Raw genomic sequence first — 14,877 nt, 5'->3', positions numbered from 1 at the left:
GGACGACGATCATCGACTGGAGATGGGGGCCGTGTATGCCGGACCGCCTCAGCGTCATCGAAAGGGAGTTACGCGCGCACCCGAAGGTGGCCGACTGCGCCGTCGTCAGGGACGGCACGACGCTGATCGCCTACGTCGTCGCGCCCGGCGGGACGCGGGGACGGGAGCTCGCCTCCTTCCTGCGCGGGCGGCTGCCGGAGCGGCAGGTGCCCGACCTGGTCGCGGTGGTGCCCGTGCTGCCACGCACGCCGGAGGGCGAGATCGAGCACGGGAGCCTGCCGCTGCCCGTGCGGGCCGGGCCGAACAGGAGCGGCGGCGGGAAGGCGGGCGGGTGGGGCGGTGACCCCGGAAGCATGGTGCCCGTCCGGGTGCTGGTCGCCGTGGCGGCGGGGATGGTGGCGTTCGCGCTGACGGACGTGTTCTGGCCGTACTCGACGGATCTGACCGGTGTGCCCCAGCCGTGGGCGGGGTTCTTCCGCGGGCTCTACGCCGCCGAGTACGTGTCGTTCGGGCTGGGCGTCATGTTCCTGGTGTCCGGCCGGTCGTTCCTGGCCCGGCTGGGCCGCCCGGCGTGGCTGACGACGCTCGCGCAGCTGGCGATCACCTGGCTGCTGGTCGCGTGGTGGCCGCAGGACAACTTCTACCGGCTCGCCGCCAAGACGGACTGGCCGCGCCAGGCCGCGCTGGTCTACGGGTTCAACATCACCCTCATGATCGCCGCGGCCGTGCTCGTCCTCTTCGTGGTCGTGCCGAGGCGGTGAAGATGGCGCCGAGTGCCTCGTTCGCGCCGCGCAGCGCGGCCTCCGCCTCGTCGAGGGCGCGGGCCGTGCGCGCGGCGATCGCCACGCCGAGGTACGGCTCCGCCTCCGCGGCCGCCGTCGGCACCGTGACCAGGAGCGTCGCCCCGAGCCCCCGGCACTCATCGGCCGCCCGCGCGACATGGGCGCGCAGCGCGGCCGGGGGCAGGCGGGCGCCGAGCGGCAGGTAGTCCAGGGTGCGCACGAAGTGGCGGCCGCCGTGGAGCCGGTCCAGCCGGGCCTGGACGCAGAACGCCGCCGCCGGGCCGGTGAGCCGCAGGTTGATCTCGGTCGGGGACAGGCGGCCGGTCGGGCCGGTGACGTAGTCCACGTCGAACCACCCCCGGTATCCGTGCTCGGCCAGCGCCTGTCCCACCGCGCCGCCGAACCGCGCGGCCGTCTCTTCGAGCGCCGCGGGCAGCACGCCGGGGCCGACGGTGACCCCCTGGTAGCGGGTGCCGTCCATCACCATCGCGCCCGTCCCGACCGGGTGGACCTCACCGGCGTCGTCGACGACGGCGTCGAAGGTCGGGGCGCGGAACGGGCCCGAGCCGTCCACGTACTCCTCCATCAGCCCGCCCTCGCGCGCCCATCGTCGCGCCAGTGCCCCGATCCGCGGCGTGGCGCCGGTCACGACCAGCGTGCCGGACCCGCCGACGCCGTAGTCGGTCTTCAGCACCAGCGGTTCTCCCCGGGCCAGCTCGCGCAGCAGGTCCCGCCGGGAGCCGACCGGCCGCTGCCGCGGGATGAGGATTCCCGGATGCCCGGGGGCCAGCGCCCGGAACAGCTCGTGCGCGCCGCGCTTGGACTCGAACCTCTCGACGGCCCGGAGGACGCCGCCCGCCGACGGGATGATCCGCTCGAACTCCGCGGTACGCCCCCAGGGCAGCACGCGGCCCCGGCCCAGGCACTCCGTGAGGTCCGGCCTGGAGGCGATCGCCGCCGACACCCCGCCGTCCGCGGCGACGCCGCCGTGGACCTCCACCTCGCCCCAGCCGAGCACGTCCGCCAGATCCCGGATCCACGCCCCGTCCACCGGCTCCGGCAGGATCACGACCGCGGGACGCGGGCTCGCGAACACCGCGAGGCAGGAGTAGTGGTCGCGTCCCGCCGGGATCGGGCTGAACGTCCGGTTGAACTCGGCGACGTTGCCCACGTGCACCGCCGGCCGCCCGCCGGTCCACGCGTCCACCCACGCCGGCTCCGGTCCCGGCGGCCAGGCGACCAGCAGCGGCAGCACGCCGGAGGTTCCGTGCCGCCGCGCGCCCATCGCCAGATAGAAGCCCTCGGCGTGCGGGTCGGAGGCGATCGACAGCCGGGTGAACCCGATCCGACCCGCCTCCTCGAGCACCCGCCGGTAGAGAAGCCCGCCCACGCCCTGGCCGATCGCCTCCGGCTCCACGAACAGCATGCCCAGCTCGCCGTGCGGCCGGTCGCCGTCCAGGGTGGCGAACCCCACCACGCCGCCGTCCCGCTCGGCCACCACGGTCCTGCGGCCGACGACGTCGCGCAGCCGTAACTCCTCCCGGCAGGCTTCCAGGAACGCCTCGTCATACCCCCAGGACGCCTTGGACCGCATCGCCAGCTCGCTCAGCGGCCCGGCCTCGTCCGGCCGTGCCGCCCTCAGCCGCACCCGTCCGCTCACCCGGCATTCATATCAAGGTCGGTACGGCCCCGCCCTCGGCGTGCTCGACCGAGACGCCCGCCAGATCTCCGGCCCACCGGCCGGCGATCTCGTCCAGCCGCCCGGCCGGCGGGGGAGTGCGGCCCAGGCCGATCGCGTAGCGGGTGCGCCGCGGGCCGCTCTCGAACGGGCGCGGCCAGGCATGCGCGTCCGCCGCCCCCGCCTCGGCCAGGGCGGCCAGCAGGTCCAGCATCCGTCCTCTGACGCGGCCGAGCTCCTCCGGCGAGCCGACGCTCACCACCGCCCAGGCCCTGTGCCTGCGGTGCAGGGGCGGCGTGGACAGGAGTTCGGCGCCCCGGCCGTTCTCCGTGAGCTCCCAGGCCAGGTAGAGCTCCTGGGTGAGCAGGTCCAGGCCGCCGGGGCCGACCTGGCGGGCGCAGTTGCGTACCGGGTCGCTGGGCGTCAGCACCGTGACGTGGGCCGGTTCCCGGGCGGCCGCGGCGGGGTCGAGGGCGATGGGGTCGCGCCAGTCCCAGGCGGCCCACGTGCTGAAGAACACGCTCAGCGGGTCGTCGCCGGGCCCGCTCTCGCGCACGGTACGCGCGGCCATGACCGCCCAGGCCAGGCCGGGCAGGCCGCCGAACGGCGCGGAGTCCAGGCCACGCGCCCGTGCCCACGCCTTCACCTGCCTGGCCAGGCGGGCGAAGCGGGCATGCCCGTCACCGGCGAGGCCGGGGGCTGTGGGGTCGGTGGCGGCGCGGAGGGCCTGTGCGTCGGTGACGGCGCTGAGCGCGATGGCCGCCCGCTCACCCAGCTCGGCCCGGCGGGCGAGCGCCTGGTCCGGCGGGAGGGCGCCGGCGGACACCACGGTCAGGTCCACGTCCAGTCCGCCGGTGTGGAAACGCAGGCCGGGCACCCGGGCGCCGATCACCTGGCGCAGCCGGGTCGCCTCGGGCAGCGCGGCGCGTACCAGGGACTCGGCGCCGGCCGCGCCGGGCAGCACCGCCACCAGGTCCAGGTCCGCGCCGGGCAGCTCACAGCCCATGCGCCGCGACCCCGCGACGTGCACGACCCCCGGCTCCAGCGCCTCCTCCAGCCGTCGCACCACCTGCGCGGCCACCGCCGCCGGATCGCGACGATCACGTCCACCCGCCGGTTCGCCGGCGACCGCTCGGTCAGGTCGCTTCGGTCCCCTGGCCGCTTGGCCGGGCCGCTCGGGTGCGCCGGTCGTCTGTGGTGTGGGGGACGGCAGGTCGGGGAGCCAGTGGATCTCGCCGGTGCCCAGGGTGATCCGGGCGCGCGGGCGCATGGGCTCCTCGGCGCGGCGCGACAGCAGTACCAGCTCGCCGACCGGCGCCGTCATCGCGGCGAGGCGGATCGCGGCGTCGGTGCGGCCGAGCGTCAGGTGCGGGGTGAAGCCCTCCCGGCGGCCCTCGCAGCGCGGGAAACGCCGTTCGAGTGAACGGCGCAGCCCGGCCCAGGGCGCGGGGCCGGCGGCGGCGGGGTCGAGCCAGGAGGTCGTGTGGGTGCGGTGACGGAACGTGCGCACCCCCTCCAGCCGGGCGGTGAACGGCTCCGTCTCGGCCGCCGCCGCGGCCACCAACGGCGCCGCCGCCTCGAACTCCGCCTCCGGCACGAACCCGAACAGCAGGTTGACATGCGGCGGCCAGCGGTCGAGCTGCGGATCGTGCGCGCGCCTGACCTCCTGGATCGGCGGCCACAGCTCGGGCGGCGGTATCCACGCCACCGCCGTACGCGCCGTCGGCGGCACGTCCAGCGCCCCGCCGTCCTCGGCGCCGGAGACGTCGAGGACCGCCTCGACCCCGTAGTGGTCGGAGACGTACAGCCCGCCGGGGCCGGGCGTGTCGCCGCGCAGGGCCGCCGAGACCACCCGGGGGCGTCCGCGGAGCAGAACGCGGTCCAGGCGCGCCGCGCGGCCGGACCGGGAGGAGAGCGCGGCCAGCGGGTTGACGCCGGGGTCGAAGGTGGGGGTCTGGTCGGCGCCGTGCGCCTCGGTCCAGGCGTCGCGCAGGCCGAGCGCGGACTCCGGGGTGCCGGTGCCGTCGTTGAAGTCGCCCATCAGGACCAGGTCGCCGTCCAGGCCGGACAGCCCCTCGGCGATCCGGGCCAGTTCGGCGCGCCGCCTGCCCGCGCCGTCGGCGGAATGGTCGCTGGTCAGATGGGTGACGGCGACGACGAGCGGCCCGGCGGCGGTGTCGGCGACGACGGCGGCCACCGACTTGTGCGGGCCGAGCTCGTGGACGGCCGCCTCGCGTACGGGCAGCCGGCTGAGCAGCAGGAGGCCGCCGTCGCCGACGTCCGGTCCGCGGGGGTCGGTGCCGAGGGTGTAGGCGGCGCGTACCCAGGGGGCGGCCAGCAGCATCGACACCAGCGCGGGCTCGACCTCCTGCAGCGCCAGGACGTCCGCGCCGGCCTCCTCAAGGGCGCGCAGAAGCAGGGCCCGGCGGCGGGCGGTGTCGATGCGGTCGCTGTCGTAGCGGTCCCACAGCGTGTTCCACGTCAGCACGCGCACCACCCCGTCGTGAGGTCCGGAGCCGGGTCGCCCGGCGGCGGGCAGCCATTCCCCCGTCGGATCCCACGCGTACGGCGTTCTGGCGGTGAAGAACGGCGCGCGCAGGCGGCGCGGGTCGCGCGCCCGGCCGGCCTCGCACGTGTCGAGGCGGTCCAGGCCCGTGGCCCGGTCCCAGACCAGCTCGCCGTCCGCCTCGACGAACAGCACCCGGTGCCAGGGGATCTCGCCGCCCGGCGTGAACGCGGCCAGCGCGACCCGCTTGGGCGCTGCGTCGCGCTGGCCGACGCCCAGGACGAAGCGGGACGGGTCGAAGCGCGGATCCCAGCGGACCCGGTGATAGATCTCTTCGCTGGTACGCATCACAGGTCCCCGTCCCTGTCGTCCACGGTCCCGCGCTCGCCGACGTACCAGGTGCGATGGGCCTGGCCCGGATACGGCGGGACGTAGCGCCGCACCTGCGCGTCCAGCACGTGCGCGGGCACCGCGGCGGCGCGGGCGGCGTTGCGCCGGCGCAGCTCGTCCTGCTCCAGCAGGACGACCACGTGTGTCGTCAGCGCGTCGCGGCGGCGCGCCACGGCGTGGACCAGGCTCCGCTGGTGGTGGTTGAGCGAGGTGGCGTCCCACACGACCGTCCCGCCCGCGGCCAGGGCGGCGTCAAGCCGATCCAGCCCCTCCCCGAGCACGGCCCCGTCGTCCCGCCGGCCGGCCCGCGACCCCCGCGCGGCGCGAAGCTCGTCCAGCGACACGTGAACGGTGTCCGTCAGCCCGGCGGCGAACGTGCTCTTCCCGCTGCCCGACGGCCCGACCAGATGCACCAGCCGGGGGAAGGTCCCCGCCCGCCACCGCCACGTCGCGGCCACGGCCTCCTCGGGCGTGGCGATCCGTCCCGCCGCCCAGGCGGCGCGGGCCTCGGCCCAGCACCGGCCGGCGGCCTCGCCGTCGAGCCCGGCCAATCCCGCACGCAGCCCGGTCCGCAACGGCTCCAGCGGATCCGGTCCGAGCAGCCCGGCGTCCTCGGCGTGCAGGGCCGACCAGGCGACCTGCTCGCGGGCCTCCCCTGCCGACCCGGCCGGCAGTACCGCGGCGACGGCGTGCAGCACGCCCAGGTCGGCGGCCAGCGCCATCCGGCCGAGACCGGCCCGCCGCTCCTCGTCGGGAAACGGCCGCCGCAACGCGTCCCGCAGCCCGGCCAGGTCCGCGATCCGCCGGGCCAGAGGCATGCCCAAGGGCCGGGCCAGCCGCGCCGCCAGCACGGCCCGGGGCGCCGGACGCAACGCCACGGCCAGCACCCCGGCCAGCCGCGCGTCCCCGCCCCGGCCGATCGCGTCCAGCCGACCCGCCACCTCGGCCACCTCCTCGGCGGCCGAGCCCTCCACCGCCTCAGCCCCGAGATCCACCGCCGCCGGGGTGGCGCCGTCCCTGGGCTCAGGCCCGAGATTCACCGCCGTCAGCAGCGCCGTGACGTCCGCCTGCGCGCCCGAGCGCACCGACCACAACGCCGCACCGGGACCGAGCCCGTTCGGCACCACCGGCGCGTGCATCCAGTGCGTGTCCGTCCGCACGTGGTTCCGGCGCACCCACTTCGCCACCCGCCCCGCGAAGTCCGCCAGGGCGAACCCCTCGGCGGCCCGCACCACGTAGCCCTCCTGCCGCTCCGGGTCCAGCCGCACCCCCCGCAGCGCCCGCTCGTCGAAGACCCCGCGCCACAGCACGGGAGGGACGGGAATCCCCAGCTCACGCAGAAAGGCGACCGTGCGATCCCAGCCCAGGCACCGCTCGCCGTCCCACACGGAGAACCCGTAGAACCAGCTCTCCAGCTCCTCGTAGGCGATGGAGTGCCGGGCGTACACGTTCTCCCCGCACACCCGCAGCCCCGCCGGAATCCGTGCCCCGATCCGCCCCTGCAGCCCCTTCACCCAGGCCCGTGAAGGATGATGGGCGGAGTCCAGAGACCGGGCGTGCAGGCCGTCCGGGTACAGGGTCGTGTTCTCCCCGTCGAGCTTCTCCGTCACCACGACCTCGCGCCCGCGCAGCCCGGACAGGTCGCCCGCGCGCACGTCGTCCGGGCTCACGCCCGGCGACCAGGGCAGGTGAGGGGTACGCGGATAGTGCACGCGCATGATCCCTCCCCCGGTCGGCTGGGGGTCACTGTACAAGCGGGGAGAAAGCGCCTTCCATCCAATAAATCAAGGCTGGACGAGCCGATCCAGCCGCCGCCGGAGCAGCCGCCGTTCCGCGTCGTCGTGGACGAGGGCGAGCGCGCGCTCGTAGGCGGCGCGCGCCTCCCCGGTACGGCCGGCGCGATCCAGCAGCTCGCCACGGGCGGCGTGCAGGTAGTGGAAGTCCTGGAGCGGCAGCCGGTCGATGATCTCGAGCCCGGCCTCCGGACCCCGCGTCTGGGCGATCGCGATGGCGCGGTTCAGCTCGACCACCGGGGAACCGGTCAGCCGGGCGAGCTCGCCGTACAGCAGGGCGATCTGCGGCCAGTCGGCCGCCTCCTCGGTGTGCAGGGCGGCGATCGCCGCCTGGACGACGTACGGCCCGCGCCCGTGCAGAGCCAGCGCCCGCGCCAGCGTACGGCGCCCGTCGGCGATCATGGCGGCGTCCCACGACGACCGGTCCTGCTCGGCCAGCAGCACCAGCTCGCCGTCGCGGAAGCGGGCCCGGCGGCGCGAGTCGTGCAGCAGCATGAGGGCCAGCAGCCCGTGCGCCTCGGCCTCGTCGGGCATGAGCTCGACCAGGGCCCGCCCGAGCCGGATCGCCTCGCCCGCCAGGTCCACCCGCCCCGTGTACCCCTCGTTGAAGATCAGGTACGCCACCGCGAGCACCGCCGCCAGCCGGTCGGGCAGCAGATGGTCGGCCGGCACCCGGAACGGGATCCCGGACACCCTGATCTTCCGCTTGGCCCGCACCAGGCGCTGCGCCATCGTCGGCTCCGGCACCAGGAACGCGTGCGCGATGTCGCCGGTGCTGAGCCCGCCGAGCGCCCGCAGCGTCAGGGCGACCTGCGCCTCCATGGACAGCGCCGGATGGCAGCAGGTGAAGATGAGTTCGAGCCGCTCGTCGCGGATCACGGCGTCGTCCATCTCGTCCTCCCAGGACCGCCGCGCCGCGAGCAGGCGGGTCTTCTCGGCCAGTGTGCGGTCGCGGCGGACGCGGTTGAGCGCCCGGTTGCGCGCCGTCGTGATCAGCCAGGCGCCGGGATGGGCCGGCGTCCCGTCGCGCGGCCACCGGTCGGCGGCGATCGCGAAGGCCTCCTGCGCGGCTTCCTCGGCGAGGTCGAAGTCGCCGAGGAAGCCGATCAGCGCGGCCAGAACACGTCCCCACTGCTCGCGGAAGACCCGCTCCAGCACCTCGGTCACCGGTGCAGCGGGCGTATCTCGACCGCGCCGCCCATGCGGGCCGCCGGGATCCGCCCGGCCAGCTCGATCGCCGCGTCGAGGTCGTCGGCCTCGTAGAACAGGTAGCCGCCGATCGCCTCCTTCATCTCCACGAACGGGCCGTCGGTCGTCAGCGTCCTGCCGTCCTGCACCCGCACCGTGGTGGCCGTGTCCGGCGCCTGCATCCACTGCCCCGGTGTCACCCCCGGGGTGTCCTCGATCGCCTGGTACGCCGCGGGCAGCGCCTTCTGCTCCTCCTCCGGCAGGTTCTCCCACGCGGCAGGATCGCCGTGGCTGATCAGCAGCATGTACTTCATCGTGTCCTCCTGGGTTCTCGGGAAGGGTCACGTCATAGACAAACGGGCCGCGGCGAAATCGACACCCCGGCCCGGCCGGTTTTCTCCCTCGCTCAGGAGTACCCGTGCCGCGGCGGTCGTGAATCCTTCACACTTCCCTGAGCATCACTCTCTGCGAGAGAAGCCCGTCTTGGGCCGCCTGATCGTCCGCGGCCTCGCCTCCACGCCGGCGACGTCCTGCCGCGTCACCTTGTCTCCTGAGGCGGCGTGCGGAACTGCTCGATCATCGCCGCGTAGCCGCTGCCGCCGTGGCCCGCGGCCGCGGCCCGGTCGGCCAGGGCCTTGACGAACCTCGGCAGTTCGGCGCTGACGCCGAGCGACTCGCTCTCGTGGACGATGTGCGCCATCGCCGCCCGCTGGGTGTCGATGGTGGCGTCGAGCGCCGGGTACACGCCGTCGTCGATCTGCCGCGCGTACCCCTCCAGCCAGCCGGCCACGGCACCGAGGCCCTCCTTCGCGAACGCGGCGAACGTCGCGGCGTCCACCCCCGCGGTGCCCAGCAGCGCGACGCCCTGCAGGAAGCCGTTCAGGACGCTCCACGACAGGCTCAGCGAGGCCACGTCGTAGAGCGAGGACAGCCCGGGGTCCGTGCCGAGGTACGTGGCTTTCGCGCCGAGGCGGTCCAGCACGGGCTCGTACCGGTCGAAGACCGGCCGGGGCCCGCTGTAGAGGATGAGGCCGTCGGCGGTGCCGATCGTCTGGGGCACGGCCAGGATCGCGCCGTCGAGGTAGCCGGCGCCCCGGCTCCCGGCCCAGGCGGCGGTCTCGCGCGCGGCCCCGGAGGTGCCGGAGGTCAGGTTCACCAGGACCCGGCCGTCAAGGATCTTCTCCAGCGGGCCGAGCAGGTCGTGGACGGCGTCGTACCCGGTGAGGCAGACGACCACGAGCGGGCTCGCGGCGACCGCCTCGGCCGCCGAGCCGGCGAGCCGCGCCCCCTCGGCGACGAGGCGGTCCGCCTTGCCCGGCGAACGGTTCCACACGGTCGTGGGGTGGCCGGCGCGCACGAAGGCGCGGGCCAGGGCTTCGCCCATCAGCCCGAGGCCGAGGACCGTCACGGCGTACTGCCGGTTGCTGTTCATGGCAGAATCCTCAACGTTCACACCGATATGAATGTCAAGGAGCCGTGACCGTGCACATCGGTGAACTGAGCCGGCGGACCGGGGTCAACACGCACCAGCTGCGCTACTACGAGTCGCAGGGCCTGCTGGAGCCACACCGCGGCGCCAACGGCTACCGCGAGTACGCCGACGCCGCCGTGCTGACCGTGACCCAGATCAGGAAGCTGCTCGCGGCCGGGCTGTCGACCCGGGAGATCGGCTACGTGCTGCCCTGCGCCAGCGGCGAGCGACCGGATCTGGAGCCCTGCCCCGAGCTGGTGGACGGCCTGCGCGAGCGCCTGACCAGGCTCGACGAGAGCATCGACGCGCTGGTCGGCACCCGGCAGGTCCTCCACGACTACCTCGACCTCACCGAACGGCGCGCGCTCACCACCCCAGGATCCGCCACGGCGTGAACCGCGCGCCGCCCACCTCCTCCTGCCAGCACGCGAACAGCTGGCCCTTGACGCCGAGGCTGAAGACCATGACGCGGCCGGAGCGGTCGGCGGACACGGCGGGCACACCGATGATCTTCCCGCCGAGGTCCTGCCAGGGGCCGTAGGCGCCGTTCGCCGCCTGTTGCACGGCCACCGAGACGCCCATCGCCGGGTTGCGGACGGCCAGCACCACCCGGGAGGAGGGGACGGAGGCGTTCGGCCCGCGGGCGGCCTGGACGTTGCCCACGCCGCCGGGAGCCGGGAGGGTCGAGGCCGGGGCCCATCCGTAGGAGGGCGGCTCCTGCCGGGTTCTGACGACGTCGCCGACGGTGACCGTACCGGTGTCGAGATCGCCCTGGCGGTAGAGGAGCTCCAGGCGCGCGTCCGCGTTGAGCACGAGCGTGGGCGGGCTGCCGGGCGTGGCGGAGCCGATGGGGGCCGAGCGGAAGCCGCCGTTGGGCTTGGTCTGCCGCCAGCGCAGGATGCGCGCGGAGTCGCACCGGGTCCTGGCCGGATCCGCGCGGGCGCACAACGTGGCGAACAGCTCGATCCGCCCGAACCGGTCGCGCATGGCGGTGATGCCGCTGCGCAGCCCCCGCTCCGACAGCGTCCACCACGGCGACCACCTGCCGTTGCCGTAGTGGGTCCGGTAGCTGATCTGGTGGGTGCCGGTCTGGACGAAGACGTTGATCCGGCCCAGCTGGTCCAGCGCGAGCGCGGGGGTGCCGGTGCGGTTGCCCCCGTACGGCGGGCGGCCGAGGTCGGTCCACCGGCCGGTCCACGGACCGCCGGGGGTGCGCTGCGCGGTCGTGACGATCGCGTCGGTCAGCCCGTTCTCGCGCAGCCGGATGGCGAAGGCGCGCAGCCTGCCGTCACGGTCGCGCTCGACGGCGACGCCGGGGGCGAGCCACGAACCGGCGTACCCGAGCGAGCTGGGCCCCCGCCAGCGGCCGTCGGCGCCCTGGTCCCAGGAGACCACGCGGCGCCCCTGCACGGACAGGACGCTCAGCCGCTTGTCGGCGTTGGTGGCCACGCGCAGCAGCTCGCCGGTCCAGCGGTAGACCATCCGGTTCATCCGCCAGACGTAGGCCGGATAGTTGAGGTCGGAGTCCCTGGCCAGCGGGTCGTGCGGGGCGTACGCGTCGAAGACGTCCTTCTTCATGTCCCGCTCGGCCGGGCCCAGGTTGGCGGGCACGTCCTGGATGAAGTAGTCGCGGAAGTTGATCTCGACCAGCCGCGGGTTCGCGTCACGGTGCTGGCGGGCGGCCTCGGCGGTGAAGCGCGCCGTCTGGACGTGGTCGGGGTGGTCGTGCGTGCGGTAGAGGTCCGGCTGCGGGTCCTGCGTGCGGATCGCGTGCGGGGTGAACATCTCCATGAGCCTGCGCAGCGTGCCGACGAGCCCGCCGTAGGTATAGCACTGTTCGTACGGCGAGCCGCGCTCGGTGAACGTCGGCAGGCAGCCCGCCTTCCCCCGGTCGTCCCAGAGCCGGACCAGCGCGCCGCGCCCGCGCGCGTCCTGGCGGCGCTTGTTCCCGCCGTCGGACAGGCGCAGGAACAGCAGGTGGACCCCGGTGCCGCGCAGGTGGTTGTGCTCGATGACCTGCGTGCCGACCCGCAGGGCCTCGGTGTCCCAGACCGGCGCGTCCACGCCCGCCATGCGCGCGTACGCGGCCCGCGAGCCCTCCCGCCTGCCCTCGGCGTAGGCGAAGCCCTCCTGCGCCTCGCCCGCGGTGATGAAAACGGACGCAATCGGATAACCGGCGCGAATGGTCTGATGGATGTCGGGATTGAGAAAGAGGAGGTCGTCATCCTCATGTGCGAGGAAATGCATGAAATGCACATGCTCGATAAGCCTGGACATTGTTGCCTCGGCCGGCAGGACCGCGCCCATAACGGTCATCAGCAGGCTCGCCAGGAAAAGGCGCACACTCTTCTTCAATTCCTCCCCCTCCGTATCAATGAAAGGATCATCGATACAAGAGGGGCAGGCCGGGATTGATGCGCAAAGGCACTGTCAGTGTTCTTCTGTCCTGCGGCAAGCGATTCGTCAGCCGGTGTAGCCTTCGCGGGTGATCCGCTGGGCTATTTCCGTGTCGAGCGGGAAACCGGTCATTCCTCTGCGTCGCCCCCGCGCAGCCGTTCGGCGTGCCGGGTCTGGTTGAGCAGCGCGAGCCGCAGGAACGTCTCGACCACGTCGAGTTCGGCGACGGTGTAACGGCGCAGCCCGGCCCGGGCCTCGGCGGCGATCGGCCCCCAGACCTCCTCGACCGCCTCCCGGCCCCGCTCGCTCAGGTGCACCAGGACCCGGCGCCGGTCGGCGGTGTCGCGTACCCGCTCGGCCAGCCCCGCCCGCTCCAGCCGGTCGATGGCGGTGGTGGCCGCGCCGCCGGTCAGGCCCGCTCCGGCCGCCAGCTCGCTCGCCGTGAGCGGGCCGCGCGCGGTCAGGCGGCTCAGGCAGCGCACGTCGGTCCGGTTGACGCCGAGCCGCCGCGCCGCCAGCTCGTCGATGAGGTCGGTCGCGTCCTGCAGATCCTGTACGGCCCTGGCCACGGCCTCGATCCTGGATTGCTTTGACAATCTAATCCTTAGATTATTGAATCAATGGGGCGTGACCGGAGTCTAACCCACCAGGAGGCCATGATGGCGACCCTTCCCGTCCACCTGCGACCCGCGACGCCCGGCGACGTACCGGCCCTGCTGGCCCTGATGGACTCCGTCCACGCCTGGCTCATCGCCCAGGACCTGCCCGAGCAATGGGGAACGGTGCCCTTCTCCGCCATCCCCGGCTTCCCCGGCCGGGTGGCCGAGTGGACCGGCCTCGGCGTCGTCACCCTGGCCGAACGCGACGGCCGTCAGGTCGGCATGCTGGCCGCGGCCCCGTCGACCCCGCCGCGCATCCCGCCCGCCGCCGTCCCCGGCGGCTCGATGTTCATCCACACCGTGATGACCGACCGCGGGCCCGCCGGACGGGGCGTCGGCCCGGCCCTCATGGCGGAGGCCGAGCGCCTGGCCAGAGCGCACGACGCCCCCGCCCTGGCCCTGGACCACTGGGCCGGCAGCCCGGTACTCGGCCGCGTTTACGCCGGGCACGGCTACGCCGAGGTCGCCGAGTACGTCGACGAGCACGACGTCCGCACCACCGTCCGCGTCCGCCACCTGAGGTAGTCGCCGCGCCGGCGGGGCGCAGCGGCCGGTCACGGTGGACGGCCTGCGGATGGGTGTACCAACCAGACAGCCTGCGGGCGCGGGCGTGCCCGGGTGGACGGCCTGCGGGGACGGGCGCGCCGCTGGACGGCCCGCCCCCGGCGGCCTGACCGAGGAACGGTCAGGAGTCGTGGACCGGCAGGTCCACGGCGACCTCGTGGTGGGTGACGCGCTCGTCCCACCGGGTCAGGGCGCGGCGGGCCACGTCCGCGAGTACGGCCTGCCCGGGGTCCTCGCCGGCGAAGGCGCGGATCTCGTCCATGCCGGTGAAGTACGCGATCGAGGTGAACAGCACCTCGTCCCCGTCGTCCTGCCGCAGCAGCCGGGCGCCGCGGAAGCCGTCGATCTTCCGCAGGTTCACGGCCACCTCCGCCGCGTAGTGCCGCTGGTAGTCGTCGGCCGTCGCCTTGCCGGCCCATCCTCGCCACGTTCGCGCGATCATGCGTTGCACCTGGCCTTCCTTGTCAGAGCCTGATCACGCCACAGCGTAGGCTCTTCCGATGAAGATGCACGCCGACGAACTGGCCGTCCCCCTCGACACGGTCCGCGCGCTGGTCGCCGGGCAGTTCCCCGAGTGGAAGGACCTGCCGGTCAGGCGGGTCGCCGGCCAGGGCACGGTCAACGCCATCTTCCGCATCGGCGAGGATCTCGCGGCCAGGTTCCCTCTTGAGGCGCGCGAGCCCGGCGCGGCGCGGCGATGGCTGGAGGCCGAGGCGGCCGCGGCCCGCGAACTGCTGGACGCCACCCGGTTCCGCACCCCGGCGCCGATCGCGCTCGGCGAGCCGGGGGAGGGCTACCCGCTGCCGTGGTCGGTGCAGACCTGGCTGCCGGGCGCCGTGGCCACCGACGAGGACCCGGGGGAGTCGGTGGCCTTCGCGCGCGACCTGGCCGAGCTCATCGCCGGGCTGCGCGCGGTGGAAACGCGCGGCCGCCGGTTCACCGGGGGCGGCAGGGGCGGCGATCTGACGACGCACGACGCGTGGGTGGACAGGTGCCTGCGCGAGAGCGAGCACCTGCTGGACGTGCCCCGGCTGCGCGCCACGTGGACCGCCCTGCGGACCCTGCCGCGCGAGGCCGCCGACGTCATGAACCACGGCGACCTGATCCCCGGCAACGTCCTCGTCTCGGCCGGCCGGCTGGCCGGGGTCCTCGACGTGGGCGGCTTCGGACCGGCCGACCCCGCCCTCGACCTCGTGGGCGCCTGGCACCTGCTGGAGTCCGGGCCGCGGGCGGTGCTGCGCGAGCGGGTCGGCGGCGGCGACCTGGAGTGGGCGCGGGGCAGGGCGTGGGCCTTCATCCAGGCGATCGGCCTGGTCTGGTACTACCTGGACAGCAACCCGGGGATGAGCGAGATGGGCCGCCGCACCCTGGACCGCGTCCTCGCCGACGCCCACTGAGAACCATCCGCCACGGCGGAGCCGCCCATGGCCGGGGAAGCGGCTCCGCCGT

General features: G+C 74.4%; 13 protein-coding genes. 4 read left to right on the top strand and 9 right to left on the bottom strand.

Going from position 1 to position 14,877, the window contains the following annotated elements; genetic code table 11:
* Positions 1-35 precede the first annotated feature (35 nt).
* Entirely contained in the window at positions 36-761 is a 726-nt protein-coding gene (locus ACIBI5_RS26675; protein WP_397251226.1) for a hypothetical protein, read from the top strand.
* Here ACIBI5_RS26675 and ACIBI5_RS26670 read toward each other — a convergent pair.
* From ACIBI5_RS26670 to ACIBI5_RS26645, 6 genes are all read right to left on the bottom strand, one after another.
* Positions 709-2,442 (bottom strand): GNAT family N-acetyltransferase, encoded by a 1,734-nt coding sequence (locus tag ACIBI5_RS26670; RefSeq protein ID WP_397251224.1) that lies wholly within the window; start codon positions 2,440-2,442, stop codon positions 709-711. The two genes, ACIBI5_RS26675 and ACIBI5_RS26670, sit on opposite strands and share 53 nt — an antisense overlap.
* A 7-nt stretch (positions 2,443-2,449) precedes the next feature.
* A complete protein-coding gene (locus tag ACIBI5_RS26665; protein WP_397251223.1) occupies positions 2,450-5,314 on the bottom strand; it encodes a poly(A) polymerase in 2,865 nt (954 codons plus the stop codon).
* Entirely contained in the window at positions 5,314-7,074 is a 1,761-nt protein-coding gene (locus ACIBI5_RS26660) for an RNA ligase family protein (protein WP_397251221.1), read from the bottom strand. The genes ACIBI5_RS26665 and ACIBI5_RS26660 overlap by 1 nt, the downstream gene beginning before the upstream one ends.
* A 66-nt stretch (positions 7,075-7,140) precedes the next feature.
* Positions 7,141-8,316 (bottom strand): RNA polymerase sigma factor, encoded by a 1,176-nt coding sequence (locus tag ACIBI5_RS26655; protein WP_397251219.1) that lies wholly within the window; start codon positions 8,314-8,316, stop codon positions 7,141-7,143.
* Positions 8,313-8,651: a YciI family protein gene (locus tag ACIBI5_RS26650; protein ID WP_397251217.1), complete on the bottom strand. Its 339-nt coding sequence runs from the start codon at positions 8,649-8,651 to the stop codon at positions 8,313-8,315. The genes ACIBI5_RS26655 and ACIBI5_RS26650 overlap by 4 nt, the downstream gene beginning before the upstream one ends.
* Positions 8,652-8,875: 224 nt before the next feature.
* Entirely contained in the window at positions 8,876-9,769 is an 894-nt protein-coding gene (locus ACIBI5_RS26645; protein ID WP_397251214.1) for an NAD(P)-dependent oxidoreductase, read from the bottom strand.
* 44 nt (positions 9,770-9,813) lie between these two features.
* Here ACIBI5_RS26645 and ACIBI5_RS26640 point away from each other — a divergent pair, with 44 nt between their 5' ends.
* Positions 9,814-10,203 (top strand): MerR family transcriptional regulator, encoded by a 390-nt coding sequence (locus tag ACIBI5_RS26640; protein ID WP_397251212.1) that lies wholly within the window; start codon positions 9,814-9,816, stop codon positions 10,201-10,203.
* On the opposite strand, the gene ACIBI5_RS26635 is transcribed toward ACIBI5_RS26640, so the two are convergent.
* Together ACIBI5_RS26635 and ACIBI5_RS26630 are read right to left on the bottom strand one after the other, a co-directional pair.
* Positions 10,175-12,055 (bottom strand): PIG-L family deacetylase, encoded by a 1,881-nt coding sequence (locus ACIBI5_RS26635; protein ID WP_397251210.1) that lies wholly within the window; start codon positions 12,053-12,055, stop codon positions 10,175-10,177. The genes ACIBI5_RS26640 and ACIBI5_RS26635 overlap by 29 nt on opposite strands.
* A 278-nt stretch (positions 12,056-12,333) precedes the next feature.
* Entirely contained in the window at positions 12,334-12,801 is a 468-nt protein-coding gene (locus ACIBI5_RS26630; RefSeq protein WP_397251208.1) for a MarR family winged helix-turn-helix transcriptional regulator, read from the bottom strand.
* A gap of 60 nt (positions 12,802-12,861) precedes the next feature.
* On the opposite strand from ACIBI5_RS26630, the gene ACIBI5_RS26625 reads away from it, so the two are divergent.
* Positions 12,862-13,389, top strand: coding sequence for a GNAT family N-acetyltransferase (locus ACIBI5_RS26625; RefSeq protein ID WP_397251207.1), 528 nt, complete (start codon positions 12,862-12,864; stop codon positions 13,387-13,389).
* A gap of 160 nt (positions 13,390-13,549) precedes the next feature.
* Here the strand turns inward: ACIBI5_RS26625 and ACIBI5_RS26620 are convergent, their stop codons facing one another.
* A complete protein-coding gene (locus ACIBI5_RS26620; RefSeq protein WP_397251205.1) occupies positions 13,550-13,870 on the bottom strand; it encodes an antibiotic biosynthesis monooxygenase family protein in 321 nt (106 codons plus the stop codon).
* A gap of 58 nt (positions 13,871-13,928) precedes the next feature.
* On the opposite strand from ACIBI5_RS26620, the gene ACIBI5_RS26615 reads away from it, so the two are divergent.
* A complete protein-coding gene (locus ACIBI5_RS26615) occupies positions 13,929-14,825 on the top strand; it encodes a phosphotransferase (RefSeq protein ID WP_397251203.1) in 897 nt (298 codons plus the stop codon).
* The last annotated feature ends 52 nt before the right edge of the window (positions 14,826-14,877 follow it).

The sequence above is a fragment of the Nonomuraea sp. NPDC050540 genome (assembly GCF_044457485.1).
Taxonomy (GTDB): Bacteria; Actinomycetota; Actinomycetes; order Streptosporangiales; family Streptosporangiaceae; genus Nonomuraea.
This window is presented reverse-complemented; position numbering and strand designations above follow the sequence as displayed.

What these genes read in the sequence shown, in the direction of transcription:
- ACIBI5_RS26675 (WP_397251226.1), top strand. Translation starts at nt 36, where the DNA reads ATGCCGGACCGCCTCAGCGTCATCGAAAGGGAGTTACGCGCGCACCCG.
- ACIBI5_RS26665 (WP_397251223.1), bottom strand. Translation starts at nt 5,314, where the DNA reads ATGCGTACCAGCGAAGAGATCTATCACCGGGTCCGCTGGGATCCGCGC.
- ACIBI5_RS26660 (WP_397251221.1), bottom strand. Translation starts at nt 7,074, where the DNA reads ATGCGCGTGCACTATCCGCGTACCCCTCACCTGCCCTGGTCGCCGGGC.
- ACIBI5_RS26650 (WP_397251217.1), bottom strand. Translation starts at nt 8,651, where the DNA reads ATGAAGTACATGCTGCTGATCAGCCACGGCGATCCTGCCGCGTGGGAG.
- ACIBI5_RS26645 (WP_397251214.1), bottom strand. Translation starts at nt 9,769, where the DNA reads ATGAACAGCAACCGGCAGTACGCCGTGACGGTCCTCGGCCTCGGGCTG.
- ACIBI5_RS26635 (WP_397251210.1), bottom strand. Translation starts at nt 12,055, where the DNA reads ATGCATTTCCTCGCACATGAGGATGACGACCTCCTCTTTCTCAATCCC.
- ACIBI5_RS26625 (WP_397251207.1), top strand. Translation starts at nt 12,862, where the DNA reads ATGATGGCGACCCTTCCCGTCCACCTGCGACCCGCGACGCCCGGCGAC.
- ACIBI5_RS26620 (WP_397251205.1), bottom strand. Translation starts at nt 13,870, where the DNA reads ATGATCGCGCGAACGTGGCGAGGATGGGCCGGCAAGGCGACGGCCGAC.
- ACIBI5_RS26615 (WP_397251203.1), top strand. Translation starts at nt 13,929, where the DNA reads ATGAAGATGCACGCCGACGAACTGGCCGTCCCCCTCGACACGGTCCGC.